The organism is Actinomadura monticuli (assembly GCF_041463655.1).
Lineage (GTDB): Bacteria > Actinomycetota > Actinomycetes > Streptosporangiales > Streptosporangiaceae > Spirillospora > Spirillospora monticuli.
Window position 1 is genome coordinate 269,505 of record NZ_JAXCEI010000010.1, and the last position, 26,518, is coordinate 296,022.

Annotated in this window: 23 protein-coding genes; 17 read left to right on the forward strand and 6 right to left on the reverse strand. The window is 73.2% G+C overall.

All coding sequences use genetic code 11. The features are described 5' to 3' along the window. Nucleotide 1 precedes the first annotated feature (1 nt). From SM611_RS23695 to SM611_RS23745, 11 genes are all read left to right on the forward strand, one after another. Nucleotides 2-997 carry an urea transporter gene (locus SM611_RS23695; RefSeq protein WP_371952090.1) on the forward strand — a complete coding sequence of 332 codons (996 nt, stop codon included), beginning with the start codon at nt 2-4 and terminating at the stop codon, nt 995-997. A gap of 52 nt (nt 998-1,049) precedes the next feature. Next, nucleotides 1,050-1,361 carry an urease subunit gamma gene (locus SM611_RS23700; RefSeq protein WP_371952091.1) on the forward strand — a complete coding sequence of 104 codons (312 nt, stop codon included), beginning with the start codon at nt 1,050-1,052 and terminating at the stop codon, nt 1,359-1,361. Then, nucleotides 1,358-2,173 carry a sirohydrochlorin chelatase family protein gene (locus SM611_RS23705; RefSeq protein WP_371952092.1) on the forward strand — a complete coding sequence of 272 codons (816 nt, stop codon included), beginning with the start codon at nt 1,358-1,360 and terminating at the stop codon, nt 2,171-2,173. Before SM611_RS23700 ends, SM611_RS23705 begins: the two co-directional genes overlap by 4 nt. After that, nucleotides 2,163-2,618, forward strand: a complete 456-nt coding sequence (ureB, locus tag SM611_RS23710; RefSeq protein WP_443112139.1) for an urease subunit beta — start codon at nt 2,163-2,165, stop codon at nt 2,616-2,618. Before SM611_RS23705 ends, ureB begins: the two co-directional genes overlap by 11 nt. 2 nt (nt 2,619-2,620) lie before the next feature. Further along, complete coding sequence (ureC, locus tag SM611_RS23715; RefSeq protein WP_371952093.1) at nt 2,621-4,348, forward strand: urease subunit alpha; 1,728 nt, start codon at nt 2,621-2,623, stop codon at nt 4,346-4,348. After that, complete coding sequence (locus tag SM611_RS23720; RefSeq protein WP_371952094.1) at nt 4,345-5,055, forward strand: urease accessory protein UreF; 711 nt, start codon at nt 4,345-4,347, stop codon at nt 5,053-5,055. The genes ureC and SM611_RS23720 overlap by 4 nt, the downstream gene beginning before the upstream one ends. Before the next feature lie 19 nt (nt 5,056-5,074). After that, nucleotides 5,075-5,707: an urease accessory protein UreG gene (gene ureG, locus SM611_RS23725; protein ID WP_371952095.1), complete on the forward strand. Its 633-nt coding sequence runs from the start codon at nt 5,075-5,077 to the stop codon at nt 5,705-5,707. Beyond that, complete coding sequence (locus tag SM611_RS23730; RefSeq protein ID WP_371952096.1) at nt 5,692-6,636, forward strand: urease accessory protein UreD; 945 nt, start codon at nt 5,692-5,694, stop codon at nt 6,634-6,636. The genes ureG and SM611_RS23730 overlap by 16 nt, the downstream gene beginning before the upstream one ends. Next, nucleotides 6,633-7,127 (forward strand): fluoride efflux transporter FluC, encoded by a 495-nt coding sequence (locus tag SM611_RS23735; RefSeq protein ID WP_371952097.1) that lies wholly within the window; start codon nt 6,633-6,635, stop codon nt 7,125-7,127. The genes SM611_RS23730 and SM611_RS23735 overlap by 4 nt, the downstream gene beginning before the upstream one ends. Continuing rightward, complete coding sequence (locus SM611_RS23740) at nt 7,124-7,495, forward strand: fluoride efflux transporter FluC (RefSeq protein ID WP_371952098.1); 372 nt, start codon at nt 7,124-7,126, stop codon at nt 7,493-7,495. Before SM611_RS23735 ends, SM611_RS23740 begins: the two co-directional genes overlap by 4 nt. A 249-nt stretch (nt 7,496-7,744) precedes the next feature. Further along, nucleotides 7,745-8,464 carry a hypothetical protein gene (locus tag SM611_RS23745; protein WP_371952099.1) on the forward strand — a complete coding sequence of 240 codons (720 nt, stop codon included), beginning with the start codon at nt 7,745-7,747 and terminating at the stop codon, nt 8,462-8,464. Nucleotides 8,465-8,580: 116 nt separating this feature from the next. Here the strand turns inward: SM611_RS23745 and SM611_RS23750 are convergent, their stop codons facing one another. From SM611_RS23750 to SM611_RS23770, 5 genes are all read right to left on the reverse strand, one after another. After that, nucleotides 8,581-9,306 carry an ABC transporter ATP-binding protein gene (locus SM611_RS23750; protein ID WP_371952100.1) on the reverse strand — a complete coding sequence of 242 codons (726 nt, stop codon included), beginning with the start codon at nt 9,304-9,306 and terminating at the stop codon, nt 8,581-8,583. Beyond that, on the reverse strand, nt 9,303-11,120 hold the full coding sequence (locus SM611_RS23755; protein ID WP_371952101.1) for a branched-chain amino acid ABC transporter ATP-binding protein/permease: 1,818 nt from the start codon (nt 11,118-11,120) through the stop codon (nt 9,303-9,305). Before SM611_RS23755 ends, SM611_RS23750 begins: the two co-directional genes overlap by 4 nt. After that, entirely contained in the window at nt 11,120-11,989 is an 870-nt protein-coding gene (locus SM611_RS23760; protein ID WP_371952102.1) for a branched-chain amino acid ABC transporter permease, read from the reverse strand. The genes SM611_RS23755 and SM611_RS23760 overlap by 1 nt, the downstream gene beginning before the upstream one ends. Continuing rightward, entirely contained in the window at nt 11,986-13,164 is a 1,179-nt protein-coding gene (locus SM611_RS23765; protein WP_371952163.1) for an ABC transporter substrate-binding protein, read from the reverse strand. Before SM611_RS23765 ends, SM611_RS23760 begins: the two co-directional genes overlap by 4 nt. A gap of 202 nt (nt 13,165-13,366) precedes the next feature. Then, nucleotides 13,367-13,723, reverse strand: coding sequence for a hypothetical protein (locus tag SM611_RS23770; RefSeq protein ID WP_371952103.1), 357 nt, complete (start codon nt 13,721-13,723; stop codon nt 13,367-13,369). Nucleotides 13,724-13,924: 201 nt separating this feature from the next. Between SM611_RS23770 and SM611_RS23775 the strand changes: the two genes are divergently transcribed. Then, the gene (locus SM611_RS23775; protein WP_371952104.1) at nt 13,925-15,166 is read left to right on the forward strand and encodes a DUF4437 domain-containing protein; all 1,242 of its coding nucleotides are present in this window, start codon (nt 13,925-13,927) and stop codon (nt 15,164-15,166) included. Nucleotides 15,167-15,337: 171 nt separating this feature from the next. Here SM611_RS23775 and SM611_RS23780 read toward each other — a convergent pair whose 3' ends face one another. Further along, entirely contained in the window at nt 15,338-20,803 is a 5,466-nt protein-coding gene (locus SM611_RS23780; RefSeq protein WP_371952105.1) for an ATP-binding protein, read from the reverse strand. A gap of 203 nt (nt 20,804-21,006) precedes the next feature. On the opposite strand from SM611_RS23780, the gene SM611_RS23785 reads away from it, so the two are divergent. The 5 genes from SM611_RS23785 to SM611_RS23805 all read left to right on the forward strand — a co-directional run bounded on the left by SM611_RS23785 (nt 21,007) and on the right by SM611_RS23805 (nt 26,479). Continuing rightward, nucleotides 21,007-21,531, forward strand: coding sequence for a DUF488 domain-containing protein (locus tag SM611_RS23785; protein WP_371952106.1), 525 nt, complete (start codon nt 21,007-21,009; stop codon nt 21,529-21,531). 202 nt (nt 21,532-21,733) lie between these two features. Further along, nucleotides 21,734-22,489: an SDR family oxidoreductase gene (locus SM611_RS23790; protein ID WP_371952107.1), complete on the forward strand. Its 756-nt coding sequence runs from the start codon at nt 21,734-21,736 to the stop codon at nt 22,487-22,489. Between the two features lie 28 nt (nt 22,490-22,517). Continuing rightward, nucleotides 22,518-23,507 carry a class I SAM-dependent methyltransferase gene (locus SM611_RS23795; protein WP_371952108.1) on the forward strand — a complete coding sequence of 330 codons (990 nt, stop codon included), beginning with the start codon at nt 22,518-22,520 and terminating at the stop codon, nt 23,505-23,507. Next, nucleotides 23,500-25,260, forward strand: coding sequence for a ferritin-like domain-containing protein (locus tag SM611_RS23800; protein ID WP_371952109.1), 1,761 nt, complete (start codon nt 23,500-23,502; stop codon nt 25,258-25,260). The genes SM611_RS23795 and SM611_RS23800 overlap by 8 nt, the downstream gene beginning before the upstream one ends. After that, the gene (locus tag SM611_RS23805) at nt 25,241-26,479 is read left to right on the forward strand and encodes a low temperature requirement protein A (protein WP_371952110.1); all 1,239 of its coding nucleotides are present in this window, start codon (nt 25,241-25,243) and stop codon (nt 26,477-26,479) included. Before SM611_RS23800 ends, SM611_RS23805 begins: the two co-directional genes overlap by 20 nt. The last annotated feature ends 39 nt before the right edge of the window (nt 26,480-26,518 follow it).

The window sequence follows — 26,518 nt, forward strand, 5'->3', positions numbered from 1 at the left end:
GATGGCGCCACCACCGCCGTCCGCGGACGCGCCATCGGCGGATGCGCGCGGCGCAGGACGCGCGCCCGCGTCGCAGCGGGCGCGGGAAGCTCTCCTGACGATTCCCCGGGGCGTCGCCCAGGTCGACTTCCAGCCCAGCGTCTGGACCGGGCTGCTCTTCCTCATCGCGCTGTTCGTCGGCGGTTGGCAGTTCGGCGCCTTCGCGCTGCTGGGCGTCGTGACCGCGACCGCGACCGCCCACCTGCTCGGCGTCACCTGGGACCGCGTCTCGATGGGCCTGGAGGGCTTCAACGGGACGCTCATCGGCGTCGCGTTCGTGCTCTACCTGGGCGCGACCTGGTCGACGGTGGCGGTGGTCGTCGGCGGGGCGGTGGCCGGCAGCGTGCTCACCGCCGCGCTGAACGCCGTGCTCACCCCGTACAACCTGCCGACCTTCACCGCGCCGTTCTGCGTCGTCGCGCTGGTCATGGCGATCGGCGCGCCGTCGTACGGCCGGGTGTGGGGCGACCACGCCAACACCGCCCCACCGTCGGCCGCCGACCCCGGCACCGCGATGACCTGGCACGACTTCTGGCAGGGCTTCTTCAACGGAATCGGCCAGGTGTTCTTCCAGGACAAGTGGTACGTGGGGCTGATCTTCCTGATCGGGCTCGCGGTGTCGAGCCGGGTGGTCGCGGCGGCGGCGGCCGTGTCCAGCCTCATCGGCCTGCTGACCGGCTGGTGGCTCGGCGCGCAGGCGGCCGACCTCGGCGCCGGCCTGTACGGCTACAACGCGGTGCTGACCGGGATCGCACTGGGCGGGACGTTCGTCGCGCTCAGCCCGGCGGGCGCCGTCTACGCGGCGATCGGGGCGGCGACCGCCGCCGGACTGACCGCCGGTCTCACCAACCTGTTCAACGTGGTCGGCGGCCACACCCTGACCTGGCCGTTCGTGCTGGTCGCCTGGGTGTTCCTGGCCGCCGTCCCGATCTTTTCCAAGATCCGGCGGGCCGCGTGAGGACGCGCCGCCGTCCGCGTTCCGGCCGCGTCCGGGCAGAAGGGGGCATTCGATGAACCTGTCACCACGAGAAATCGACAAGCTGCAGATCTTCACCGTCGCGCAGATGGCGGAGAAGCGCCGGCAGCGCGGCCTGAAGCTCAACCACGGCGAGACGGTGGCGCTGATCAGCTCCGCCATCGTCGAGGCCGCGCGGGACGGCAAGTCCGTCGCCGACTGCATGGAACTGGGCAAGAAGGTCGTCGGGCCGGACGACGTGATGCAGGGCGTGCGCGGCATGCTGCCGCTGATCCAGGTCGAGGCGGCGTTCGACGACGGCACCAAGCTCGTCTCCTGCCACGACCCCGTCGGCGGCGGCAAGTGACGGGACCACCCGGACGCGCCGTCCTGCCGGTCGGCGGGCACGAGAGCCGCGGCCCGCTCCCGGACGGCGCGGCCGCGTCCGTCCTGCCCGGCGCGGGTGAGATCCGCGGACCCGGGCGGGGACTGCGGACCGCGCTGCGCGACAGCCCGCGCGCCGTCGCCGTGCCGATGACGCTGGGCCGCGACGCGGACCTCGTGCCCGCCGCCGCGCAGACCCTGGCCTGGGCCGCCCGCGACCGGTCGCCGGGCGACCTGCTGCTCGCCGAGCCGCTCGGCACCCTGACGCACCTCGTGGGCTGGATCCGCGCGGCCGTCATGCGGGTCGCGCGGGGCGGGGACGACGCGGGGGCCGTGCTGCTGGTGGCGCCGGCCGCCGGACCCGACGCCGACGCGGAGCTGTTCAAGGTCGCGCGGCTGGTCTGGCATTACCTTCCGGTCCGCCGGGTGGAGGTCGCCCTGGACGGCGGCGAGCCCGACGTGGTCGAGGGGGTGGAGCGCTGCCGCCGCCTGGGGGCCCGCGAGGTCGCGCTCGTCCCCGCCTCGCTGGTCCCGCCGCCGCCGTGCCCCGGGGCCGTGTCGGCCGGGCCGCTGCTCCGGCCGGCGGCCGTCGCGGCCCTGATCCGCGAGCGCGCCGCGGAGGCCGAGCGGCGCTGGGACCGCGCCGGCGACGACGGCCTCGGCGCGGCCGCGGGCCACGGGCACGGCCATGGGCACGGGCACGGACACGGGCACTCCCATGGGCCGCAGCATCACCACGCTTTCACCGAGAACACCGAGACGATCCTGGAGGGGGCGGCCGCTCATGGCGGATGACATCTACATATTCGGTAAAGGGGAAATCGAACTGAACATCGGTCAGCGAAGGGAGACGCTGACCGTGCGGAACACCGGTGACCGGGCCGTGCAGATCGGTTCGCATTTCCATTTCTTCGAAGTGAACCGGGCGCTGAGCTTCGACCGCGAGAAGACCTTCGGAATGCGGCTCGACATCCCGGCCGGCACCGCCGTCCGGTTCGAGGCCGGCGACACCAAGAAGATCCAGCTCGTCGAGTACGGCGGCGGCATGCGCATCGTCGGGTTCGGCGGCCTGCTCAATGGCAGCGTCCGGTCCCGCGCGGCGCGGGAGGCGGCGTTCAGCCGGATGCACGAGTGGGGCTACCTGGACAGCGAGGTCCCGAGCGGCGACGGAGCCGGCAACGGGCACCGGGCCGGCGCCGGGCGCTCGAAGGCGGGCGCCGGCCGATCGAAGAGGGGATGACGATGGCGACGACGATCTCGCGCCAGAAATACGCGAGCATGTACGGCCCCACCGTGGGCGACCGGATCCGCCTGGGCGACACCAACCTCGTCATCGAGGTGGAGAAGGACTACAACGAGGGGCACTACGGGGACGAGACCCAGTACGGCGGCGGGAAGACGGCCAGGGACGGCATGTCCGCGGACCCGGCCTCGCTGAGCGCGACGACCACCCTGGACACGGTGATCACCAACGCCGTGATCATCGATCCGCTGCTGGGCATCGTCAAGGGCGACATCGGCATCAAGGACGGGCGGATCGCCGGCGTCGGGAAGTCCGGCAACCCGCACACCCAGAACGGGGTGGACCGGCGGCTCATCGTCGGCCCCGGCACCGAGGTGATCTCGGGCGAGAACCTCATCGCGACGGCCGGCGCGATCGACAGCCACGTCCACTTCCTCGCGCCGCAGCAGGCGCAGCACGCGCTCAGCAACGGCATCACGACCCTGCTCGGCGGCGGGACGGGGCCGGCCGACGGAAGCCGCGGGACGACCTGCACGCCCGGACCGTGGAACATCTCCCGCATCCTGCAGGCCTACGAGGGCATCCCGGTCAACATCGCCGTCTACGGCAAGGGCAACGGCAGCCTGCCCGGCCCGCTGGACGAGCAACTGCGCGCCGGCGCCTGCGGCCTGAAGGTCCACGAGGACTGGGGGACGACGCCCGCGGTCATCGACTGCGCGCTGCGGGTCGCCGACGACCACGACGTGCAGATCTCCATCCACACCGACACGCTGAACGAGGCCGGGTTCGTCGAGGACACGATCAGCGCGATCGACGGCCGCGCGATCCACACCTACCACTCCGAGGGCGCCGGCGGCGGGCACGCGCCCGACATCCTGCGGATCACCTCGGAGCCCAACGTCCTGCCGGCCTCGACCAACCCGACGCTGCCCTACACGATGAACTCGGCGGACGAGCTGCTGGACATGACGATGGTCTGCCACCACCTCAGCTACGACGTCCCCGAGGACATCTCGTTCGCCGAGAGCCGCGTCCGCGCCGAGACGATCGCGGCGGAGACGGTGCTCCACGACCTCGGGATCATCAGCATCATCGGCTCGGACTCGCAGGCGATGGGCCGGGTCGGGGAGTCGGTCACCCGGGCCTTCCAGGTCGCCCACCACTGCAAGGACAAGCGCGGCCCGCTGCCCGAGGACTCCTCGCGCAACGACAACCACCGGGTGCTGCGCTTCCTGGCCAAGGTCACCATCAACCCGGCCCGCACCTGCGGCATGGCGAACGAGATCGGGACCCTGGAGGACGGCAAGCTCGCCGACATCGTGCTGTGGCCGGTCCGCTCCTTCGGGGCGAAGCCGGCCATGGTCGTCAAGGGCGGCCTGATCAGCTGGGCGCAGATGGGCGACCCGAACGCCTCGCTGCCCACCCCGCAGCCGGTCTACTTCCGGCCGACGTACGGGGCGATGGGCACGGCGCTGGGCGCGACGTGCGTGACGTTCATGTCGGACGCCGCGATCTCGTCGGGCGTCCCGGAGAAGCTCGAGCTGAAGCGGATCATCCGGCCGGTCCGGCAGTGCCGCACCGTCGACAAGCGGCACATGATGTACAACTCGACGCTCGCCGAGGTCAGGGTGGACCCGGAGACCTACCGGGTCACCGTGGACGGGGAGCCCGTGTCCATCGAGCCGGCGCGCGAGCTGCCGCTGAACCGGCTGTTCTACATCGCATGACGAGCACGCCGCCGGGAACCGGTGGGCTGGAGGCGCTGCTGGCGCAGCTCCAGCTCACCGACTCCGGCTTTCCCAGCGGGCTCTACACCCTGTCGCACGGGCTGGAGGGCCACGTCCAGCTCGGCGCGGTCGCGGCGGAGGACCTGCGCGGCCTGGTGTCCGACCTGGTGCGGGCGGCGGGGACCGCCGACGCGGCGGCGCTGGCGCTGGCGCACCGGGCGGTGACCGCCGGCGACTGGGACCTGCTGGTGGAGACCGACCGCAGGCTCCACGCGATCAAGCTGAACCGGGAGCAGCGGACGGCGTCGGTGCGCACCGGCCGGCAGGTCCTCGACACCGCCGCTCCCGCGTTCGGGTCCGTCCCGGCGGCCCGGCTGGCCGGTCTCGTCGCGGACGGCGCGACGCCGGGGACGCACCCGGTCGTCGTGGGAACCGTGCACGCGGGCCTCGGGGTGGCCGTCCGGGACGCGGTGGCGAGCGACCTGTACGCCTTCGCGGCGAGCTGCGCCGCGGCGGCGGTGCGGCTCGGCCGGATCGACTTCCGGCGGGCGCAGGCGCTGCTGCGCGAGGTGCGGCCGGACCTCGTCCGGGCGGCCGGCGCGGCGCTGGCCGCCCGGGACCCGCGGGACCTGCACGCCTCGACGCCCGCCGCCGACGCGGTCGCCGCCGTGCACGAGCGGGCCGAGGCGCGGCTGTTCATCACCTGACCGGACGATGGGGGACGACATGGAAATGGAGCAGGTGTACAAGATCGGCATCGGGGGCCCGGTGGGCTCGGGGAAGACCGCGCTCATCGAGGCGCTGGTCCCCGTCCTGGTGGAGCGGGGGCATCGGCCCGGCGTGATCACCAACGACATCTACACGCAGGAGGACGCCGAGCACGTCCGCCGCACCCTCGCCGGCACGCTGGACGCCGAGCGGGTCGTGGGCGTCGAGACGGGGGCGTGCCCGCACACGGCCGTCCGGGACGACCCCACGATGAACCTCGCGGCGGCGTCGGAGATGCTCGACCGCTTCCCCGACATCGACGTGCTGCTCTTCGAGAGCGGCGGCGACAACCTGACGCTCACCTTCAGCCCGGCCCTCGCCGACGTGTTCGTGTTCGTCCTGGACACCGCCGAGGGCGAGAAGATGCCGCGCAAGCGCGGGCCGGGCACCACCGACTCCGACCTGCTGGTCATCAACAAGATCGACATCGCGCGGTACGTGCGCACCGACCTCGCGGTGATGGAGGGCGACGCGCGGAGGGTGCGCGGGCCGCGCCCGGTCGTGCTGACCGACTGCCTCACCGGGACCGGCGTCGCCGACGTCGCCGACTTCGTCCTCGCGCGGCGGGAGGCGATGTGCTCACCGGCGTGATGAGCGCGCCCGGCGGGTCCGCCGGCCTCGCCCGGACGGCGCCGGAGCGCTGCGCCCCGGCGTGGCTGCCCGCCGAGGTGGCGCGGCACGCCGGGGCGCCGGACACGCTCCCGGTCGGGGCGCCGGGCAAGGTCGGCGTGCTGGAGCTCGGCTTCGCGGTGGCCGGCGGCCGGACGGAGCTGACCGGCTGCTTCCAGAAGGCGCCGCTGCACACCACGCGTCCCCTGTACCCGGACGCCGACCGGCCGGACACGCCGCACGTGCTGTTCATGACGTCCGGGGCCGGCGTCCTGCAAGGCGACCGGTTCCGCATCGGCCTGGACTGCGGGCCGGGGACGTCCGTGCACTTCACCACCCAGACCGCCACGCGGATCTACCGGATGGAGCACGACTACGCCACGCAGGTCGTCGACCTCGCCGCCGGGCCGGGCAGCCGCGTCGAGTACCTGCCCGCGACCACGATCCCGTTCGGGGGGTCGCGGTTCTACCAGCGCATGAGCGTCACCGCCGACCCGGAGGCGACCGTCCTCCTCGGCGAGAAGCTGATGGCCGGGCGGCTGGCGCGCGGCGAATGGCACGCCTATACCGCCTACTGCGCCGACCTGGAGGTCCGCGACCCGGACGGCCGGCTGCTGTTCGCCGACCCGCTCCGGCTCGTCCCGGACGAGCACGCGGTGACCGGCCCCGCGGTGATGGGCGGCTTCGGGCTCATGGCGTCCCTGTACGTCATCACGCGGGCGAGACCCGCGCGGGAGGTCGCGGACGCCATGCACGAGGCCGTCGCCGGGACGGGCCTGCGCGGCGGCGCGAGCGTCCTGCCCGGCGACAGCGGAGCGTGGGCCCGGATGCTCGGCGACCGCTCCCCGGCGGTGGACGCGGCGTTCCAGGACACGGTCGACGCGGTCCGCCGGCTCCTTCCCGCGCCATGACGGAGCCGCTGCGGGGACGCCTGCACCACCGCGAGCGGGCCGAAGCCCGTGTGCTCCATCCGCACAAGGGACCGCCGCCCCTCCCCGGCCTGAATCCGCGGGTGATCGCCGACATCTCGGTGGGAGGCGCGCTCGGGGCACTCGCGCGATACGGGCTCGGCCGGGCGATTCCGGCGGCGCAGCTCGGCTTCCCCTGGAACACCTTCACCGTCAACATCCTCGGCTGCCTCGCCATGGGGATCCTGACGAGCTACCTGCTCGGCGGCCGTCCGCACCCCTGGGCGCGCCCGCTCGCGGTGACCGGCTACCTGGGCGGGTTCACCACGTTCTCGCACCTGATCGACGGGATCTACACCCTCGGCGACGGCGGCAGGGCCGGCCTCGGCATCGGCTACGCCGCCGCCAGCGTGGTGCTCGGCTGGATCGCGATCGCCGCCGGCCTCGTGCTCGGCCGGAGGATCCCCCACCACGACCCCGGGGGAGCGCCGTGACGACCCTGGTCGTGTCGGTCCTGGTCCTCGCGGGCGGCGCCGTGGGGGCCGTGCTCCGCTATGTCGTGGACGGCTACGTCAAGGCGGCCGCGGGGAAGTCCATGCCGTGGGGCACGCTCTCCGTCAACCTCCTCGGCGCGGGCGCCTTGGGCGCCCTGCACGGGGCCGGGACCGGTACCTATGTCGAGGCGCTGATGGGCACCGGCCTGTGCGGCGCGCTGACCACGTTCAGCACGTTCGAGCTCGACACCGTCCACCTGATCCAGGACGCCGCGTACACCAGGGCCGCCGTCAACGCGATCGGCAGCCTCCTGCTGGGCTTCGCGGCGTTCCTCGTCCTGCACGTCGCCTTCCAGCACCTCACCTGACGGGCCCGCGCAGGCGGAACCTGGGGAGTCCTTGCCGCGGTCCGGGCCGAAACCCGTCCATGAGCGCCATCGGTCTGCCCTCCGGCGGTACGCACGAGCTCGTGCAAGTCAAGGTCAGACTTTTCAAGGTGTAACGGAAGTCGTGGGAGGAAGACGGGGTGGAGCGGCGTCGACTGCCCACTCAGTCGCCGGGGTGGTGCGCCCGCCATCAGCCTTGACCTATATACATCAGACAAATAGATTCACCGTGTGATCGACGCGGTGCACGGCCTGGATCTCCACAGCATGGCGGTGCTGCTGCACCTGCTGCTGTTCGTCTACTGGCTCGGCGGCGACCTCGGCGTCTTCTACGCGAGCCGCTTCATCCTGCGCCCCGACCTGTCGCCCGAGGCGCGCGCGGTCGGGGCCAGGGTGATGAGCGTCGTGGACATGGCGCCGCGCGTCTGCCTGGTGCTGTTCCTGCCGAGCGGCGTCACGCTCATGGCGGCCGGCCCGTTCGGGCGCGACCTGCTGCCCGGCTGGACGGTCGCGCTCGCCTGGGCGGGCGGGCTCGCCTGGCTGGCGCTGGTGCTCTACGACCATGTGCGGGGCGCCACCCCGCTCGGCCGGGTCGCGCGGTTGCTGGACCTCGCCGTGCGCGGCGGGCTGGCCGCGGGGCTGCTCGGCGTCGCGGCCTACACGATCGCGGCGCCCGAGCCGTTCGGCGTCACCACGAACCCGAGATGGCTGGGCGCCAAGGCGGGGGCGTACGCGCTGTGCATCCTCGGCGGCGTCATGATCCGGTGGCGGCTGCGGCCGTTCGGCCCGGCCTTCGCGCGGCTCATGGCCGCGGGCTCGTCGCCCGAGGTCGAGCGCGACATCCGCGCATCCGTGCGGGGGTGCCTGCCCTACGTGTACGCGGTGTGGGCGATGGTCCTGCTGGCGGCGTTCCTCGGCGTGGTCAAGCCCGGGACGACTGCCTACGGGTGAACGGCTCGCGGACGCCGTGCGCCGCCCGGCGCCGTGGCGGCGGCGCGGGGGGATGCCCGCCGTCCCGGCGCCGCCGACGACCACGATGTCGTCCTGCGCGCCCGCTCCGTCCCGGTTCAGCCGGGGACCGGGCCGGCCCCCAGGTACACCGCCTGCACGGCGGGGTCGGCCGCGACGTCCTCCGCCGGGCCCGACAGCGCGATCGCGCCGCGCTCCATCACGTACGCGCGTTCGGCCAGCCGCAGCGCGACCAGCGCGAGCTGCTCCACCAGCAGCACCGACAGCCCGCGCTCGGTGTGCAGCCGCTTGACGTGCCTGAACACCTCGGCGGCCTTGAGCGGTGCCAGGCCGAGCGACGGCTCGTCCAGCACCAGCAGGCGCGGTTCGCCCATCAGCGCGCGGCCGACCGCGAGCATCTGCGCCTCGCCGCCGGACAGCGTTCCGGCGGGCTGGTCGCGGCGCTCGGCCAGGCGGGGGAACAGCTCCAGCACCTCGGCGAGCAGCTTCGCCTCCCGGCGCCGCACCGGGAACGCGCCGAGGCGCAGGTTCTCCAGCACCGTGTGGTCCGGGAAGATCCGGCGGCCCTCCGGCACGTGCCCGATGCCCAGCCCGGCGCGGCGCCAGCCCGGCACCCGCGTGATGTCCCGCCCGCCGAACCGGACCGCGCCCCCGGTGGGCTTCACCAGGCCGGACAGCACCCGGAGCGTGGTGCTCTTGCCCGCGCCGTTCGGCCCGAGCAGGACGACGAACTCGCCCTCCTCGACGGTCAGGTCGATCCCGCGCAGCGCCCGGACGCCGCCGTACCCGGCGTGCACCCCGGCCAGCTCCAGCAGCGCGCTCACTCCGCCGCCTCCTCGACCAGCTCCGGGTGGCCCAGGTACGCCTCCAGCACGGCCGGGTCGCCGCGGACCTCGTCCGGCGCGCCGGCGGCGATCACCCGGCCGCCGTCGATGACGGTGATCGCGTCGCAGATCCCCATGACGAACTCCACGTTGTGCTCGATCAGCACGACCGCGAGCCCGCGGTCGCGGAACGCGCGGCACAGCCGGGCCAGAGCCTCGATCTCCGAGCCGGTCAGGCCGGTGGCGGGCTCGTCCAGGATCAGCACCCGCGGCCCGGACGCCACCGCCCGCACCACCTCCAGCAGCCGCTTCTGCCCGTGCGACAGCGACCCGGCCCGGCGGTGCGCCCGCTGGGCGAGTCCGGCGAACGCCAGCAGCCCCGCCGCCTCCGCCCGGCTCTCCCGGTCGCGGCGCCGGTAGGCGGGCAGCCGCAGCACCGCCGCGGGCCAGCCGTAGTGCTCGCGCCGCCGCATCCCCGTCAGCACGTTGTCCAGCACGCTCTGCTGCTCGAACAGGTGCGGGACCTGGAAGACTCGGGTGACGCCCAGCGACGGCACCGCCCACGGCCGCGCCGGCGCGGGATCGCCGAAGACCAGCACCTCGCCCGCGTCCACCTGGTGGAACCGCGTCAGGCAGGACACCGTGGTCGACTTGCCGGACCCGTTCGGGCCGATGATCCCGTGCACGGTCCCGGCCCGGACGGCGATGTCGACGCCGTCCACCGCCCTCACGCCGCCGAAGTGCTTGACCAGCCCGCGGCCCTCCAGCGCCGGGACGTCCGGCGCCGCCGGCTCCGGGAGCACCGCCGGGAGCTCCTCCGCCGGGGACTCGGGCTCGTCGTCGGCGTCGTCGACCCGGCCGAACCGGCCGGCCCGCCAGGTGCCGACGACCCCGCGCGGCAGCAGGATCATCGCGGCCAGCAGCGCCAGCCCGAGGATCAGCGTGGTGTACCGCGCGTAGTCCTTGATCAGCTCGACCAGGACCGCGACCAGGGCCACGCCCAGCACCGGCCCGGCCAGCGTGCCGATCCCGCCGACGAACAGCCCGACGAAGAACACCAGCCCGTTGTCGAGCAGCCCGACGTCGGGATTGACGAACCCGAGCTGGAGCGCGTACAGCCCGCCCGACAGCCCGGCCACCGCGCCCGACACGGTGAACACCAGCAGCTTGGTGGTGGTGGGGCGGATCCCCATCGCGGACGCGGCGTCCTCGCTCTCGCGCACCGCGAGCGACGCGCGCCCGTAGCCGCTGCGCACCAGGTTCCGCTGGAACACGTACGCGAGCACCAGCAGCGCGAGCACCACGTAGTAGAAGGCCACCTTCGACAGGCCGCCGGGCGCGACGCCGGTCAGGCCGTTCACGCCGCCGGTGAGGCCGTCCCAGTCCCGGCCGACCTCCAGCACGATCAGGTTGGCGGCCATCGTGATCATGCCGAAGTAGAGGTAGGCGGCGCGCAGGCTGACCGCCAGGACCAGCGCGGACGCCGCCGCCGCGACGGCGATCGAGCACACCGGGCCGAGGTACCAGGGCAGCCCGGCCTTCACCACCAGCGCCGCCGTCGCGTACCCGCCGAGCAGTTGCAGCCCGGTGTGCATCATCGACAGCATCCCGCCGTAGCCCATCGACAGGTTGAGGGCGATGGTGAGGATGGCGCTGATCGCCGCCGCCGCGACGATCCCGTTGTAGTAGTTCGCGTTGTAACTGTAGAAGTCGGTGATCGCGGGCCAGGCGAGGAGCACCGCGGCGGCGATCGCGGTGAGGACCGGGGGCAGCGCCCCGCCGATCCGGGCCGCCGGAATCCGTGCGCGGGCCATCAGTGCGCCTCCGTCCGCTTGCCGAACAGGCCCGAGGGGAACACCACGAGGATCAGGCCGAGCAGCGCGAACGCCACCAGGTTGCCCGCGGTCGCGTTCACCAGGTTGCGCACCACGGCGTCCAGCAGGCCGACGATCATCCCGCCGGCCAGCGCGCCGCGCGGCGAGCCGACCCCGCCGATCACCGCGGCGGTGAACCCCTTGATGGTGAAGATCAGCCCGGCCGCCGGGCCGATGAACAGCGCCGGCGCGGCCAGCAGTCCCGCCACCGCGCAGATCAGCGTGGCGATGACGAAGCTGAGGACCACGATCCGCTGCACCGGGACGCCCATCAGCACCGCGGCGTCGGAGTCGTGCGACGCCGCCCGGATCGCCCGCCCGTACGCGGTGCGGCGCAGGAACGCGTCGTAGCCCGCCATCACCGCGACGGCGACGGCGACGGTCAGCACCTGCTGCCAGGACACCGGGTCGCCGAACAGGTCGAAGCCGCCGCCGATGATCGGCTCGGGGCGCAGCGCGTCCACGTCGTAGTACCGGAGCGTGAACAGCGCCTGGAAGATCAGCGCGGCGGCGAGGGTGGCCACGATCCAGGCGTGCCGGGACCCGGACCGCCGTACCGGCAGCATGATCATCCGCTCCGTGGCGATGCCCATCAGCACCGCCGCCGGCACCGCGATCAGCACCGCGGCCGGCCAGCCCCACCCGGTCAGGGTGACGACCTGGTACCCGACCACGGCTCCCAGCACCAGCGCCTCGCCCTGGGCGAAGTTCATCACCCCGGTGGGCTGGAACACGATCGCGAGCGACAGGGCCACCAGGGCGTAGATCGCCCCGGTGAAGATCCCGTCCGCCCAGACCTGCGTCGTCACTTCGGGGCGTCCAGCTGCTTGGTGTACCAGCCCTGGCCGTCCTTGTTCCACTGGTAGAGGTGGATGCCCCCGATGTCGTAGAACTCGTGCGACGGCCCCGACTTGATCGCGTTGCCGGACGGTGTCTGCGCCGCCGGCACGGCCAGCTTCTCCAGCGCGGCGGCGACCTTGCCGGGGTCGGTGCCCCCGGCCGTCTTGGCGGCGGCGGCGTAGGCGAACACGCAGTCCGCGGCCATGGCGGTGCCCTTGGGCGAGGAGGCGCCCGTCTTCGGGCCCACGTTCTTGCCGTACCGCTTCTCGATCGCCTCGATGTGCGCGCGGTAGCCGGGCTCCCACCGGGAGCGGTCGCGGATCGGGTACTGGTAGTTGGGCGCGGGGAAGATCGCCCCCTGGGCGTGGTCGCCCGCGGCCTCCACGAACGAGATGTTCTGCATGCCCGAGCCCGTGCCGAGCAGCCGGCCGCGGTAGTCGGCCTCCCCGGCGGCGGCCATCGTCTTGGCGCCGCCGACGTTGCTGGACAGCAGGATCGCTTCGGCGTCCTTCAGCTTCTCGACATAGACCTTATGGCTCTGGTCGTCGGTCCGCGTCTGCTGGAAGCCCAGGTACTTCAGGCCGTATTTGCTCGCCTGGGCCTTCAGCATGGCGTCGGTCTGCTTGCCGGTGTCATCGTTCTCGTAAATGAGCCCGAACGTCTTCACCTTCTGCTGCTGGAGATAACCGAGAACTTTCTGGATATCCAGGGCCGCTGGGTCCTGTGAACGGAATCCGTAGCGCAGCGAGGAGAAATCACCGGTGGATACGCCGGGCTGGCAGTTGATCTTCTTGTGCTGCTCGAAAACGCCCTTGGCGGCCGAGTAGAAGGCGGTGATCGAGGGGCCGATGATCAGCTTGATCTGGTCGTCGCCGGCGAACTCGTTGGCGGCCTGCACCGCCTTGCCGGGGTCGAGCGCCATGTCCCGGGCGACCAGCGAGAGTTTGGCGCCGTCCACCCCGCCCGCCGCGTTGACCCGGTCGATCTCGACCTGGAGCGAGTTCTGCTGGGAGATGCCCAGGACGGCGAACGCGCCACTCATCGGAGCGATCAGTCCGACCTTGATAGCCGGCTTCCCTTTCGCGTCTTTGCCCGAACATCCGGACGCGACCAGGGCGAGGGTCGCAACCGTCGCCGCACACATGATGACAGGCTTACGCACCTGCGCCTCCGTAGGGGTTTGCGTCCTTGTTCCGGTTGAGGGAACGCTGTTCCGATGCAGCAAACTACGGAGGACGGGAGCGGGATGTCAATAGGTCTGATGTTTCCAAGTGTTACGTCTGGGAGACGGGCCGGAGGGCGCGCCGAGCCGGCGCGCCCCCGGCGGTTCCGCGGGTGCGGAGTGCTCAGGAGGCCGTCGGCTCGCGACGGAAGCCCAGGTGGACGGGAGGGTCGGTGACGATCCGGGTGTCCACGAAGTCCCACCAGTCGTCCTGGGTGACCCGCTGGTCCTCCCAGCCGCCGTCGGCCTTGAGGGTCGCCAGCGCGCTCCGGTAGGCGCCCCAGGCCGCCTCGTCCTCGAATGCGGCCCAGTTCTCCAGCGTGTAGACGTCGCCCACCACGCTGTAGTGCCAGCGCACTTCCCGCACCGTCGGCAGATCGCGGTAGAACCAGCGCTCCCGTTCTTCCAGCCAGGCCCAGAACTCCTTCATGTTCCGCCGGGCGCGTTCGGTGAGCTTCATCCGGTAGACGAGGTAGATCATGCGGTCCTCCGCTCGTGCGGGTGTGGTCGGCTACATTAGTAACAGCCGTTAAAGAGGGCGCGCATCCCGGCCCGATATTTCCGCCCGTCCGGCGCCGTGACGAATTCACTATTGACAGGGCGGCGAGTTCCGGGCCATCCTCTCCCAGAGTTATGAAACAGCGTTCCGCATGGCGGAACGACGCTACGGGAGGCGACCGGCGTGCGACCCCATGTCGAACTGATCCAGGAGCAGGACTACATCTGGCACGCGGCCGAGCTGGTGGGCGGCGAGGGCCGGGCCAGCGAGCGGCGGCTGTCGGTGGACGAGGAGGACGGCTCCTCCTCGCTGCGGGTGGACTTCCACACCGATTGGGGGCGTGGGCCGGGGATCCACCACGCGAACACCGAGTACTACGTGGTCGAAGGGGAGATGGACTACGGCGGCCGGAAGATCGGCAAGGGCGGGTACGTGTACGCGCCCAAGGGCGTGCCCGCCGACTACGTGAAGTTCGCCGAGGGCACCCGCATCCTGCACTACCGCGAGTACGGCGACGCGGGCTTCGACGCGGTCGAGAGCCCGGCGGCGCCGGGCTGGAAGGACGCTCGCGAAGAGGTCATCGTCATGGACACCGAGGCGATGACGTGGGACGCCGTCCCCAACGCGGGCCCCATGCCGGGCCTCTACATCAAGTACCTGCACGTCGACCCGGTGACCGGCTTCTACACGCGGCTCGTCCACTCCGAGGCGGGCTGGACCGAGCACCGGCTCGCGCACCACCCCTGCTACGAGGAGGCGTACACCCTCTACGGCCAGATGGAGGGCAACTTCGGCACCCTCGACCTCGGCACGTACTTCTTCCGCCCGGCGCGGGTCAAGCACGGCCACTTCACCACCATGGAGGGCGGCGTCACCTGGCTGCTGCGCTCCGACGGCGAGCTGATCAACTGGTACACCCAGAACGAGTGGGTGCGCTGGGGCGGCGAGGCCCTCAACTACGGCCCGGACGGCGGCTTCATGCGCTGGTCGATGTCGTCCCACGACCTGGGCCGCGGCACCCCCGGCCGCAGTGACCAGGACGTGGCCGACTTCAAGAAGTCGATCGACTTCCAGCGCGAGCAGGGCCAGCCCGACGTCGACTTCGCCCAGCACAACGCGTCGGACAAGAGCCTGATCGCGATCGCCAAGGCGCTCGACACCGCCCGCCTCCAGGCCGGCCAGGGCCCGGGCCTGGCGCACGACCACGACCATGACGACCACGACCACGACCACGCCCAGCTCGAACTGGACTGGGGGCCGGACCCGGCGAGCCTGGAGCACCCCGACGAGCGCACCGACGACAACAGCCACAACTGGGGCATCGGCCGCGCCTGGCAGGAGGGCCAGCAGGTCCCGGTCCCGATCATCTCGACGCTTCCCGTCCGCAGCCGCTCCACGGGCCGCTGGAACGGCGAGGGGATGTAGCCCGGCCGGGCGTCCGGCTCCGCCGCATGATCGTCGACCGGGCGGTCCCGCGCCCGGCTCGGCCGGGCCGCCGCCTGTCGGCGTGGGGTCGGTCGGGGTCGGGGTCGGCGACCGCGGCGTGCGGTTGCCGTCCGACACCCGCAGGAACCTGAGGGCCGAGGGCGCGGTCCGTCAGGACAGGCGGGACTCGATCGCCTCGATGATGCGGGGGCGCAGCCCGGCGGCGGGGATGACGGCGTCGACGGAGCCGACCTCGACCGCGCGGCGGATGTCGTGCACGCGGTCGAACTCCGTGGCCACCTCGCCGAGCTTCTCCGCGCGGACCGACGAGCGCAGCTCGTCGAGCTCGGCGAGCAGCGCGGCGCGGTCGGGGCCGGTGGCGGCGGCGACGCGGGCCTCCAGGTCCCGGACGCGGGGGTCGGCGGCGGTGCGCGCGTCCACGTCGCGGGAGAACACGACCGCGGCGGCGGGCGCGCCGCCGAGCACCGAGGCGAACGACCCCTCCAGCGCCAGGACGGTCATGTTCGGGTTCAGCGCCTTGGAGAACACCACGAACGCGCCGCCGTGGTAGCGGGAGATGACGCAGAACACGATGGGACCGCGGAAGTTCACGATCGCGCGGCCGATCTCGGCGCCGTACTCCAGTTGCAGCTTCCGCAGCGACTCCGGCGAGCCGTCGAAGCCCGACAGGTTCGCCAGCACCACCAGCGGCCGGTTGCCGCTGGCCGCGTTGATCGCCCGCGCGGCCTTCCTGGACGACTGCGGGAACAGCGTGCCCGCGGTGTAGGCGTCCGGGCCGTCGGCGGGCGGGAAGCCGCGCCGCGGCACCGCCTGCGACTCGATGCCGAGCAGGCACACCGGCATGCCGCCGAGATGGACGTCCTGCACGACCGCGGTCTCCGCGTCCGCCATGCCCGCCCAGCGTTCCAGGACGGGGTGGTCCTGGTCGGAGAGCGCCCGCATCACGGTCCGGATGTCGAACGGCTTCTTGCGGTCCGGGTTGGCCTCGGCCGAGAAGATCTCGCCGACGGTCGTGAAGTCGCTGCCCTCCACGGTGTGCGGGAAGTCGGAGACGTCGCGGTCGACGGGATCGGTGGTGACCGCGCGGCGCGGGGCCCGCTCACCCGGCGCGACGTACGTGTGGTCGTAGTACGACATCAGCACGTCCCGCGCGGCGACCAGGTTCGGCGCCCAGTACTGCGCCTGCCCGTTCGGGCCCATCACCCGGTCGTAGCCGCCGATGCCGAAGTTGTCCTCGGCCGACACGCCGCCGGAGAAGTCCAGCGACTGCTTGCCGGTGAGCACCATCGCCGACTCCGGCGTCATCACCAGGACGCCCTTGGTGTGCATGAGCATCGTCGCCTCGGCGTTCCAGTACGGCTGCGCGCCGACGTTGATGCCCGCGACCACGACGTTGATCTCGCCGCCGTCCTGGGTGAACTCGACGATCCGCTTGAGCGCCGCCGCCACCCAGTCCATGTTCTCCGTGCCCGACTCCATGGAGATGCGCGCGCCGGCGGACAGCGCGTACCACTCCAGCGGCACCCGCATCCGCTCGGCCAGGTCCAGCGCGGCGATCACCCGCCGGCACTCGGGCTCCGACAGCGCGCCGAGCGCCTTGGTGGGGTCGCCGAGCAGCACCACCCGGGTCACGCCCTCCGGGTGCCGCCGGGTCGGCGTGGTGACGACGCCCGCGACGATCGCCGCGGTGTTGCGGCCCTTCGGCCGGTCCACCGGCACCAGGGCGTGGCCGTCGTCGAGGTCGTGCTCGGTGAACTCGCCCAGGACCTCTGTCAGCTCGTACGGGTACACCGTGTTGCGGCTGCTCGCGCGCAGCACCTTCTGCCGGTAGCCGTCGACGGGCTCGACCGGTTCGTCCGACGGTTCCCCGACGGTCAGCCGGGTGCCGCCGGCGGCGTCGAACGAGATCCGCAGGACGATCTTGACCAGCTCGCCCGTCTCCCGGTCGCGCCGCCGCGCGATGAACTCGATCTCCTCCAGCCCGGCGCCCGCGGCCGTCGGCAGCATCCGCTCGACGAGCATCTCCATCTCCGCGCGGGTGAGCTCGCTCGGCGGCCAGACGTAGATCACGATCCGGTTGGTGGTGAGGCGCTTGCCCGACGGCCGCCGCTCCTGCGCCCGGCGGATCGAGTCCAGGCAGGTGGCGAGGGTGAACTCGGCGGTCGGGAGGCTGAGCAGCCTGCCCTCGTGGTCGCGCAGCTCGGACAGGTCGCGCACCTGCGCGAACGCGACGAGCCGGTCGTCGGACGGGTTCTCCCGCGCCACGCACCGGTAGAGGTAGACCTCCTCGTCCGAGGACGGCAGCCGGGTGAGGTCGAACCTGCCGAGCCGCTCCATCCGCATCCGCTGCGCGATGTAGGGGTGCAGTCCGCGGATCAGCCGCTCCTCGGTCATCCCGGCGGCGGACGGGCGGAACGTGAAGTGGTGGTGCATGACGGCGCCGCTGCTGCCCGCGACCGTCGCGGTCAGCCGGCGGACCCGGTCGGGCAGCGGATGCGCGCCGATGACCTCGTGCAGCGCCGCCGCCATCGCCTCGAAGTCCTCCGGCTGGTTCTCCCAGGAGAGGTAGACGTCGGCGTCGACGGCGTCCTCGCCGTCCGCCAGCTCCGCGAGCCCGCGCAGCGCCCCGCCCAGCGCGTCGAAGCTCACCGCGGTGGAGACCAGGCTGGACCCGGCGCGCTCGGCGACGATGAACGCGCAGCCCGCGACCTCGCTCGTGCGGACGCCGGCCAGGCCCTTGTTGCCGTAGTAGCGCCGGGTCAGCACCTCCAGCATGACCGAGTTGTCCCGGACGCCGCGGCGCAGCCGGCGGCCGAGCAGCCGCACCAGCGGTTCGGTGCTGCGCACCATCTCGGCGATGCGCTCGGCGCGGTCCGGCGCGTCCGGGTGGGCGTCCAGGTGGTGGAGGTGCGCGCGGACGCCAGCGTAGACGCGGGCGCGGTTGCGGCGCAGCATCGGCTGCGCGTACCAGGCGAACACCACGCCGCACGCGAGGTCGTAGACGACCGGGAAGCGGATCTGCGTCGCGGCGATGAGCCGCTCCAGCGCGAGGCCCGCGGGCTCGCGCAGCGCCTCGGCGGGCGGCGGCTCGCGCAGCCACGCGCGCAGCAGCGACGTGACGACCGCGGCGTCCGCGGACGCGCGCTGCTGGGCGAGGAAGATCCGGAAGACCGCGGCCTCCAGCTCGGCGGAGCGGTCCAGCTCGGTGACGCCGTAGTGGCCGAGGGCCTTGGCGAGGGCGGCCTGGAACGCCTCCGGCAGACCGGCCCGCTCGACGTCCAGGCTCTGCAGGTAGGTGTGGAAGTACTCGCGGGCGCTGTGCACGTGCCCGTCCCCGTCGGCGCCGTCGCCGCCCGCCGGGCGGTTGCGGCTCAGCTCGGCGAGGTCGGCGAACACGTCGAGAAGCGCGATCTCCGCGGCGAGCCGGCGGTGCCCGTCCGCGGCGGCGGCCTCGCGCGCGGCGAGGTAGTCGTGCAGGACGCGGCGCTCGTCGTGCGGGTCGACGTCGAAGCCGAGCAGCAGGCTGCGCAGGTCCTCCCGGCCGCGCGCCGCGCGCTCGCACGCCGGGACGGCGCCGGGCGCGGCGGGCAGGTCGAGCTGGACGGACGCGGCGGCCGAGGCGTCCCCGGCCTCGTCGCCGTCGCCCGCGAGCGGCTCCAGCCGGAGCAGCGGCGCGCCGGTCTCGACCTGGCTGCCGACCGACACGACGCATTCCTTGAGCCGGGCGCGGAACGGCGCCCGCAGCACCGTCTCCATCTTCATGCTCTCCAGTACCAGCACCGGCGCGCCCGCCTCGACCTCGGCGCCCGCCTCCAGCGGCGTGGCGACGACCAGCGCGGGCGCGGGGGAGCGGACGACGCCGCCCTCGTCCCGGCTGACCCGGTGCGTCACGCCGTCGACCTCGACCAGGTGGACCGGCCCGTGCGTGCCGGTGAGCAGCCGGTACCGGGCGCCGTTGACGACGATCTGCGCGGTGTGCCGGTCGAAGCGGTCGATCTCGACGTCGGCGGTGCGGACGTCGTCGCCCGCTTCGATGCCGACGCGGAACCGCTGCGCGCCGATCCGCGCGACGCGCACCCGGTAGGAGGCGCCGCGCAGCTTGAGCTCCAGCGGCCGGCCGCTCTCGTGCCGCACCTGCGGGCGCCCGCCGGACGCCGTCGACAGCAGCCGCCGCCGCGCGGCGCGCTCCCCGTCCTCGTAGGCGTCGATGGCGGCGGCGGCCAGCGCGATCGCGGAGTGCCGGTGCGAGACGAGGTCGCCCTCGGCGCGCACGCGGTCGATCCAGCCGGTGTCGGCGCCGGCGCCGATGACCTCCGGGCGGTCGAGCAGGTCGAGCACGAAGCTCTTGTTCGTCGCGCCGCCCTCGATGATCACCGTGGTCTGCGCCATCGCCCGGCGCAGCCGGCCGAGCGCCTCGTCCCGGTCCCGGCCGTAGGCGATGATCTTCGCGATCATCGAGTCGAAGTCGGCGGGGATGGTGTCGCCCTCCCGGACGCCGGTGTCGACCCGGATGCCCGGTCCGGCGGGCAGGTCGAGCCGCGCGATGCGGCCGGGGGCGGGCGCGAAGTCGCGGTCGGGGTCCTCGGCGTTCAGCCGCGCCTCGACGGCGTGCCCGCGCTCCGCCGGCGGCGCGCCCTCGAGCCGGCCGCCCGCCGCCACGTGCAGCTGCGCCCGCACCAGGTCGAACCCGGTGGTCGACTCGGTGATCGGGTGCTCGACCTGGAGCCGGGTGTTGACCTCCAGGAACGCGAACAGCTCGTCGCCGGGGTGGTAGAGGAACTCGACCGTGGCCGCGCCCCGGTACCCGACCGCGACGGCGAGCCGCTCGGCCGACGCCTTCAGCCCGGCGGCCTGCTCCGGGCTCAGCACCGGCGACGCCGACTCCTCGATGATCTTCTGGTTGCGGCGCTGCACCGAGCAGTCGCGGACGCCGAGCGCCCACGCGGTCTCGCCGTCCGCGATGACCTGCACCTCGACGTGCCTGGCGCCGGTGACCAGGCGCTCCAGGAACACCACGCCGCTGCCGAACGCCCGCGCGGCCTCCTGGCTGGTGCGCTCGTAGGCGTCCGCCAGCTCGGCCTCGCTCGTGATCACGCGGATGCCGCGCCCGCCGCCGCCGGCCGTCGCCTTCAGCATCAGCGGGTAGCCGATCTCGGACGCCGCCGCGAGCGCCGCGTCCAGCGTCTCGACCGCGCCGCGGCTCCACGGGGCGACCGGCACCCCGACCTCCTCGGCGATCAGCTTCGCGCCGATCTTGTCGCCGAGCCTGCGCATCGCCTCCGCGCTCGGCCCGACGAAGGTGACGCCGACCTTCTCGCACAGCTCCGCGAACGCCGGGTCTTCGGCGACGAACCCCCAGCCGACCCACGCCGCGTCGGCGCCGGTCTCCACGAGCGCGCGCTCCAGCACCTCCAGATCCAGGTACGGGCGCGCGGACGCGGGGCCGAGGTCGTAGGCGATGTCGGCCTCGCGCACGAACGTCGCCGTCCGGTCGACGTCGGTGTGCAGGGCGACGGTCTCGATCCTCGTCCCGGTCTCCGCGGCGATGTCCCGCACGGCGTGGATGAGCCGCATCGCGGCCTCACCCCGGTTGACGATGGCGACACGACTGAACACCCGACCGAGCCCTCCTGTAGACCACTGCGCACGCCGCGAGTCGGCGACCCCGACGGTGCCACCTTTCCGCCTACCGGTCCGTAGCGCCATGTCGCAGACATCGCACGCTGAGCCCGTCGAGTTGTGGGAATCGTGCAAAGCGGCGCCGTCGCCCCGGGCGCGGTTCCGGGTGTTCCGCGGCCCTGGCCGGGCACCCTGCGGGAGTGGAACCGCTGCTGACGTTCGGGCACGGCACCGCGGGCCGCGCGGAGCTGGCGCCCCTCCTGCGCGATGCCGGGGTGCGGTCCGTGGTGGACGTGCGCACCGCGCCGGGCAGCCGGCGCAATCCGGACGTGCACCGCGACGCCCTGCGGGAATGGCTGCCGGCCGGGGGCGTCGGCTACCGGTGGGACCAGCGGCTCGGCGGCTTCCGGCGGCCCGCGCCTGACTCGCCCGACACCTTCTGGCGCAACGACTCCTTCCGCGGCTACGCGGGGCACAGCCGCACCCCCGAGTTCCTGGACGCCGTGGACGAGCTGCTGCGCGAGGCGGAGCCGACCCGTACGGCGGTGATGTGCAGCGAGTCGGTGTGGTGGCGCTGCCACCGCCGGATCATCGCCGACTTCGCCGTGCTGGCCCGCGGCCGCGCCGTCCTGCACCTCGCCCATGACGGCCGGCTCTCCGAGCATCTCCCGACGTCCGGGGCACGCCTCCGTGACGATGGGCTGCTCGTCTATGACGGAGAGTGAGTGTCCGCCGATGCCCCGGGACCGGGCGGCCAGGGGGCCGGCCAGTGCCCCACCCTGGTGCGCGCTCCGCCCCCGCCGGTGACAGTTGGCCCATGGCTTCCGGAAGAAAGTTCGGGGGAGCTGTCACAGGGCGGGCGGCCGTCCTGTCCTTGATGGCAGCCGGACGGCACGGAACGCCCCGGCGGACAGGAGGGAATGCGGCATGAAGATCGTGGTGATCGGCGGCACCGGCCTGATCGGGTCGAAGCTGGTGGCGGGGCTCGGCGAGCGCGGCCACGAGGCGGTGGCGGCCGCCCCGAACACCGGGGTGAACACGCTGACCGGGGAAGGTCTCGCGGACGTCCTGACCGGCGCGCAGGTGGTGATCGACGTGGCGAACTCGCCGTCGTTCGAGGACGCCGCCGTCCTGGAGTTCTTCGAGACCTCGACCGACAACCTGATGGCCGCCGAGGCCGCGGCGGGCGTCGACCACCACGTCGGGCTGTCGATCGTGGGGACCGAGCGGCCGCCGGAGCGCGGCTACTTCCGCGCGAAGGTCGCCCAGGAGAACCTGATCCAGAAGTCCTCGATCCCCTTCTCGATCGTGCACGCCACGCAGTTCTTCGAGTTCACCAGGGGCATCGCCGACTCGGCCACGGAGGGGAACACCGTCCGGATCGCGCCGGTGGCGTACCAGCCCATGGCGGGAGACGACGTCGCCCGCCAGGTCGGCAGGGTCGCGCTCGGCTCACCGCTGAACGGGCGGATCGACATCGCCGGGCCCGAGCGGTTCCGGATGGACGAGTTCTTCCGCGACGCGCTGGCCTTCTGGAACGACCCCCGCGAGGTGGTCACGGACCCGCACGCGCACTACTTCGGGGCCGAGGTCGAGGAGAACAGCCTGGTCCCGATCGGCGACGCCGTCCTCGGCACGATCCGCTACAGCGAGTGGCCCAGGCGCGGCCAGGCCGCCAAGTAGCGGACCGGCCGGAGACGGGGGTTCCGCCATGACGGCACCGGCGATGGTCGCCGAGTTCGATGACGTCGCCGGCTGGACGGCGGACGCCGTCGAGCTGCTGGGGGAGCGGCACGCCATCCCGGCGGCGTGCCGCGGCAGCGCGAGCCCGGCCGCGCTGGCCTGGCTGGCGGAGGCGTGCGAGCTGTCGGCCGGGACGACGCTGTTGGACGTCGGCGCCGGCGCGGGCGGCCCGGCGGCGTGGGCGGCCGAGCGGTTCGGGGTGCGGCCGGTCCTGCTGGAGCCGATGCCGGCCGCGTGCCGGGCCGCCGCCCGGCTGTTCGGGCTCCCGGTGATCAGCGCGGACGGCACGCGGATCCCGCTGCGCACCGGGTCGGCCGGCGCCGCCTGGTGCCTCGGGGTCCTGGACACCGTCCGGGACAAGGCCGCGATGCTCGCCGAGATCCGGCGGGTCCTGGCGCCCGGCGCCTCGCTGGGGCTGCTGGTCGTCGTCGCGCGGAGCCCGCGGGTCCGCGCGGCCCCGGACGGCAACCACTTCCCCACCCAGCGGGAGCTCGCCGCGCTGCTCGACGCCGCCGGTTTCGACCTGGTCGAGCAGATCGACCGGCCGGAGAGCGTGCCGCTGGCGTGGTCCCGGCGCGCCGAGCAGGTCGCCGCGGTGGTGGCGGCCCGCCATCGCGGCGACCGCGCCTACGCGCTGGCGGCCGGCCAGGGCGAGCGGCTGTCCCGCCTGCTGGCCTCCGGCCGGCTCTCGATGCAACTGGTCCATGCGGTCGGCCGCCCGGTCCGCCGGGCGCCCATCACGCGAGGAGAAGGAATGAGCAAGGACGGCGACTTCGAGATCGAGTTCGAGGTCGAGATCGAGGCGGAACTGAGCCTGGTCGAGTCGAGCCGCGCGGACGAGGCCGCCGGGCGGCCGACCGCCGAATGGCTGTTCGACCCGACGGACGCCGAGCGCGACGAGGTCGGCCTCCGCAACCTCCTCGGCGCGGCGGAGGCATTGGAAGGCGAGCATGAGTGACCCGCAGGCCATGACCGCGGCGGCCCCGCCGGCCCGGATCACGACGCTCGAAAGCCTCCGCGAGCACCTCCAGTGGGCGATCGAGCTGGAACACGCGACGCTGCCCCCGTACCTGTGCGCGCTCTACTCGCTCGACCCGGCCCGCAACCCGGAGGCCGTGCGGGCGGTGGGCAGCGTCTTCGCCGAGGAGATGCTGCATCTGGCGCTGGCCGCGAACCTGCTCAACGCGGTCGGCGGCCGGCCCCGGCTGGACGTCCCGGAGATGCTGCCGCCGCATCCCCGCCGGCTGCCCCACGGCGACCGCTCCCTGCGGCTCTCCCTGGTCCCGTTCGGCGCGGAGGCGATCGAGACGTTCCTCCGCATCGAGCGGCCGGCGCCTCCCGGCGCGCCCGCGGAGGCCGACGGCTACGAGACGATCGGGCAGTTCTACGACGCGATCGAGAAGGGACTGCGCCGGCTCTGCGACCGGCTCGGCGAGCGGGCCGTTTTCTGCGGCGACCCCGCCCGCCAGGTGACGTCCGCGCACTTCCGCAACAGCGCCGGGCGGCTGATCGCCGTCACCGGCCTGGCGTCCGCGCTGGACGCGCTGAAGGAGATCGTCGAGCAGGGCGAGGGCACCGCGCGAGGCGAGGTCTGGGACGGCGACCGCGACGTCTTCCACCCCGAACGCGACGAGGTCGCGCACTACTACCGGTTCCAGGAGCTGAAGCTCGGACGGCGATACCGGCGCGGCGACACACCGGAATCCGGGCCGACCGGCGAGGCGATCAGCGTGGACTTCGAGGGCGTCCACCCGATGAGGCGCGACCCCCGGCGGGCCGACCACGCCCCCGGCAGCGCCGTCCGCGCGGCCCAGGAGGAGTTCGACCACACCTACTGCGCCGTCCTCCATCTCCTCGACGAGGCGTTCAACGGCACCCCGTCCATGCTCGCGGTCGCGATCGGCAGCATGTACGCGCTCAAGGCGCAGGCCCAGGCACTGATGCGCATGCCGGACGAAGACGGCATGACCGCCGGCCCCACGTTCGAGTACGTGCCGCCCGGGGAGCGCGGCTGGAGGGCCGGGGAGGGGCGCCGCATCGTCGTCCTGCGCGACGGCCCGTACGTCGTGTACGGCGGCATCCCGCTCCGCCGGAAGAGCAAGATCGTCTCGGCGGACAACGACGCGCTGACCTGGAAGACGGGCGAGGACCTGCCCACCGAGGACGTCTACGCGCTGTGCCGGTGCGGGCATTCGGGCTCCAAGCCCTTCTGCGACGGGACGCACGCCGTGATCGGGTTCGACGGGACGGAGGCCGCCCCGCTGCGCCCGTACAAGGAGCTCCAGCACGTCCACGACGGAGTCGGGATCTCGGCCCAGCGGGTCGGCGAGCTCTGCATCCACGCCGCCTTCTGCATCGGGCGCACCAGGCCGATCGCCGCGATGCTCGCCGACACGGACGACAGCGACGTGCGCTCCGACATCATGGGGCGGATCGACCACTGCCCGTCCGGGTCCTACAGCTACGCCCTGGAACGCGGCGGCGAGACGATCGAGGCCGACCTCCCGGCGGCCGTCTCCGTCCTGGCGGAGGAGGACGGCCTGGCCAGCGCGCTGTGGGTCACCGGCGAGGTGCCGGTCCACCGGGCGGACGGCCTGCCGCAGGAGACCCGCAACCGCGTGACGCTCTGCCGCTGCGGCCGTTCGGCGAACAAGCCGCTGTGCGACGGCACCCACCGGGAGATCGGTTTCCGTGACGAGCGAACACCGTAACGGCGCCGCGCGGCCGCCGGGCGCCGGGATCCGGATCAGGGTGCGGATGCGGGCGCGCCCGATCGACGAGCCGCACCGCGCCGCGAGCCCGCTGGAACTGCTGTTCGACCTGACCTTCGTGGTCGCGATCGCGGCGGCCACCGCATGGCTCGCGCACGACATCGCCGAGGGCCACGGCGCCGCCGGGGTCGTCCCGTTCCTCCAGGTCTTCTTCGCGATCTGGTGGGCCTGGATGAACTTCACCTGGTTCGCCTCGTCCTATGACACCGACGACGTCGCCTACCGGCTGCTGACCATGCTTCAGATGGCGGGCGTGCTGGTGCTCGCCGCGGGCGTCCCGGCCGCCGTCGACCATACGGACTACCGTGCCGTCACGATCGGCTACCTCATCATGCGGATCGGCCTCGGCGCGCAGTGGGTGCGGGCGGGCGTCGAGGAGCCGGCGGGCCGCCGCACCGCTCTGCGCTACGCCGCCGGCATCTCCGTCCTGCAGGTGGGATGGCTGCTCCGGCTGCTGCTCGCCGAGACCGGCAACCTGCCGGCGTCCGCCGAGGTGCCGGCGTTCGTCGCGCTGGCCGCGTGCGAACTGGCGGTGCCGCTCTGGGCGGAGCGGGCCGCGCCGACCACCTGGCACCCGCACCACATCGCCGAGCGGTACGGCCTCTTCACGATCATCGTGCTCGGCGAGAGCGTCCTCGCCGCGACCCGGGGCGTCGCGGGATCGCTGGAGGACACCGACGTCGGCGGTCCCCTCCTGGTGATCGCCGTCTCCGGTCTCGTCGTGCTGTTCTCGCTCTGGTGGCTCTACTTCCTGGCGCCGGCGGGCGAGGGGCTCAGCGACCGCCGGCACCGCTCCTACCTGTGGGGATACGGCCACTACGGCATCTTCGCTTCCCTCGCCGCCCTCGGCGCCGGCCTGGAGGTCGCGGTCGAGCAGACCGGGCACGGCGTGCACGCCTCGCCCGCCGCGATCTGCTACGCGGTCGCGATCCCGCTGAGCGCGTACCTGGGGCTGCTGTGGCTGGTGCACGCGTCGATCGTGGCCGAGCCGCTCGCCCATCCCGTCGCGGTCGCGGCCTGCGTCACCGTCATCCTGCTGCTCCCGTCGGCGGCGCCGCACGTCGGGACGGCCGCCGTGATCGCCGCGATCGCCGGGCTCTGCGTCTTGCTGACCGCCTTCACCATCGCGTCCAGGCGTCCCACCCGAGCCGGGGGGTGATGGAATGGGGGGCAGGACGCCCACCCGACGCATCCCGGC

What these genes read in the sequence shown, in the direction of transcription:
- ureG (WP_371952095.1), top strand. Translation starts at nt 5,075, where the DNA reads ATGGAAATGGAGCAGGTGTACAAGATCGGCATCGGGGGCCCGGTGGGC.
- SM611_RS23700 (WP_371952091.1), top strand. Translation starts at nt 1,050, where the DNA reads ATGAACCTGTCACCACGAGAAATCGACAAGCTGCAGATCTTCACCGTC.
- SM611_RS23720 (WP_371952094.1), top strand. Translation starts at nt 4,345, where the DNA reads ATGACGAGCACGCCGCCGGGAACCGGTGGGCTGGAGGCGCTGCTGGCG.
- SM611_RS23765 (WP_371952163.1), bottom strand. Translation starts at nt 13,164, where the DNA reads ATGTGTGCGGCGACGGTTGCGACCCTCGCCCTGGTCGCGTCCGGATGT.
- SM611_RS23790 (WP_371952107.1), top strand. Translation starts at nt 21,734, where the DNA reads ATGAAGATCGTGGTGATCGGCGGCACCGGCCTGATCGGGTCGAAGCTG.
- SM611_RS23695 (WP_371952090.1), top strand. Translation starts at nt 2, where the DNA reads ATGGCGCCACCACCGCCGTCCGCGGACGCGCCATCGGCGGATGCGCGC.
- SM611_RS23735 (WP_371952097.1), top strand. Translation starts at nt 6,633, where the DNA reads ATGACGGAGCCGCTGCGGGGACGCCTGCACCACCGCGAGCGGGCCGAA.
- SM611_RS23795 (WP_371952108.1), top strand. Translation starts at nt 22,518, where the DNA reads ATGACGGCACCGGCGATGGTCGCCGAGTTCGATGACGTCGCCGGCTGG.
- SM611_RS23770 (WP_371952103.1), bottom strand. Translation starts at nt 13,723, where the DNA reads ATGATCTACCTCGTCTACCGGATGAAGCTCACCGAACGCGCCCGGCGG.
- SM611_RS23800 (WP_371952109.1), top strand. Translation starts at nt 23,500, where the DNA reads ATGAGTGACCCGCAGGCCATGACCGCGGCGGCCCCGCCGGCCCGGATC.
- ureB (WP_443112139.1), top strand. Translation starts at nt 2,163, where the DNA reads ATGGCGGATGACATCTACATATTCGGTAAAGGGGAAATCGAACTGAAC.
- ureC (WP_371952093.1), top strand. Translation starts at nt 2,621, where the DNA reads ATGGCGACGACGATCTCGCGCCAGAAATACGCGAGCATGTACGGCCCC.
- SM611_RS23755 (WP_371952101.1), bottom strand. Translation starts at nt 11,120, where the DNA reads ATGGCCCGCGCACGGATTCCGGCGGCCCGGATCGGCGGGGCGCTGCCC.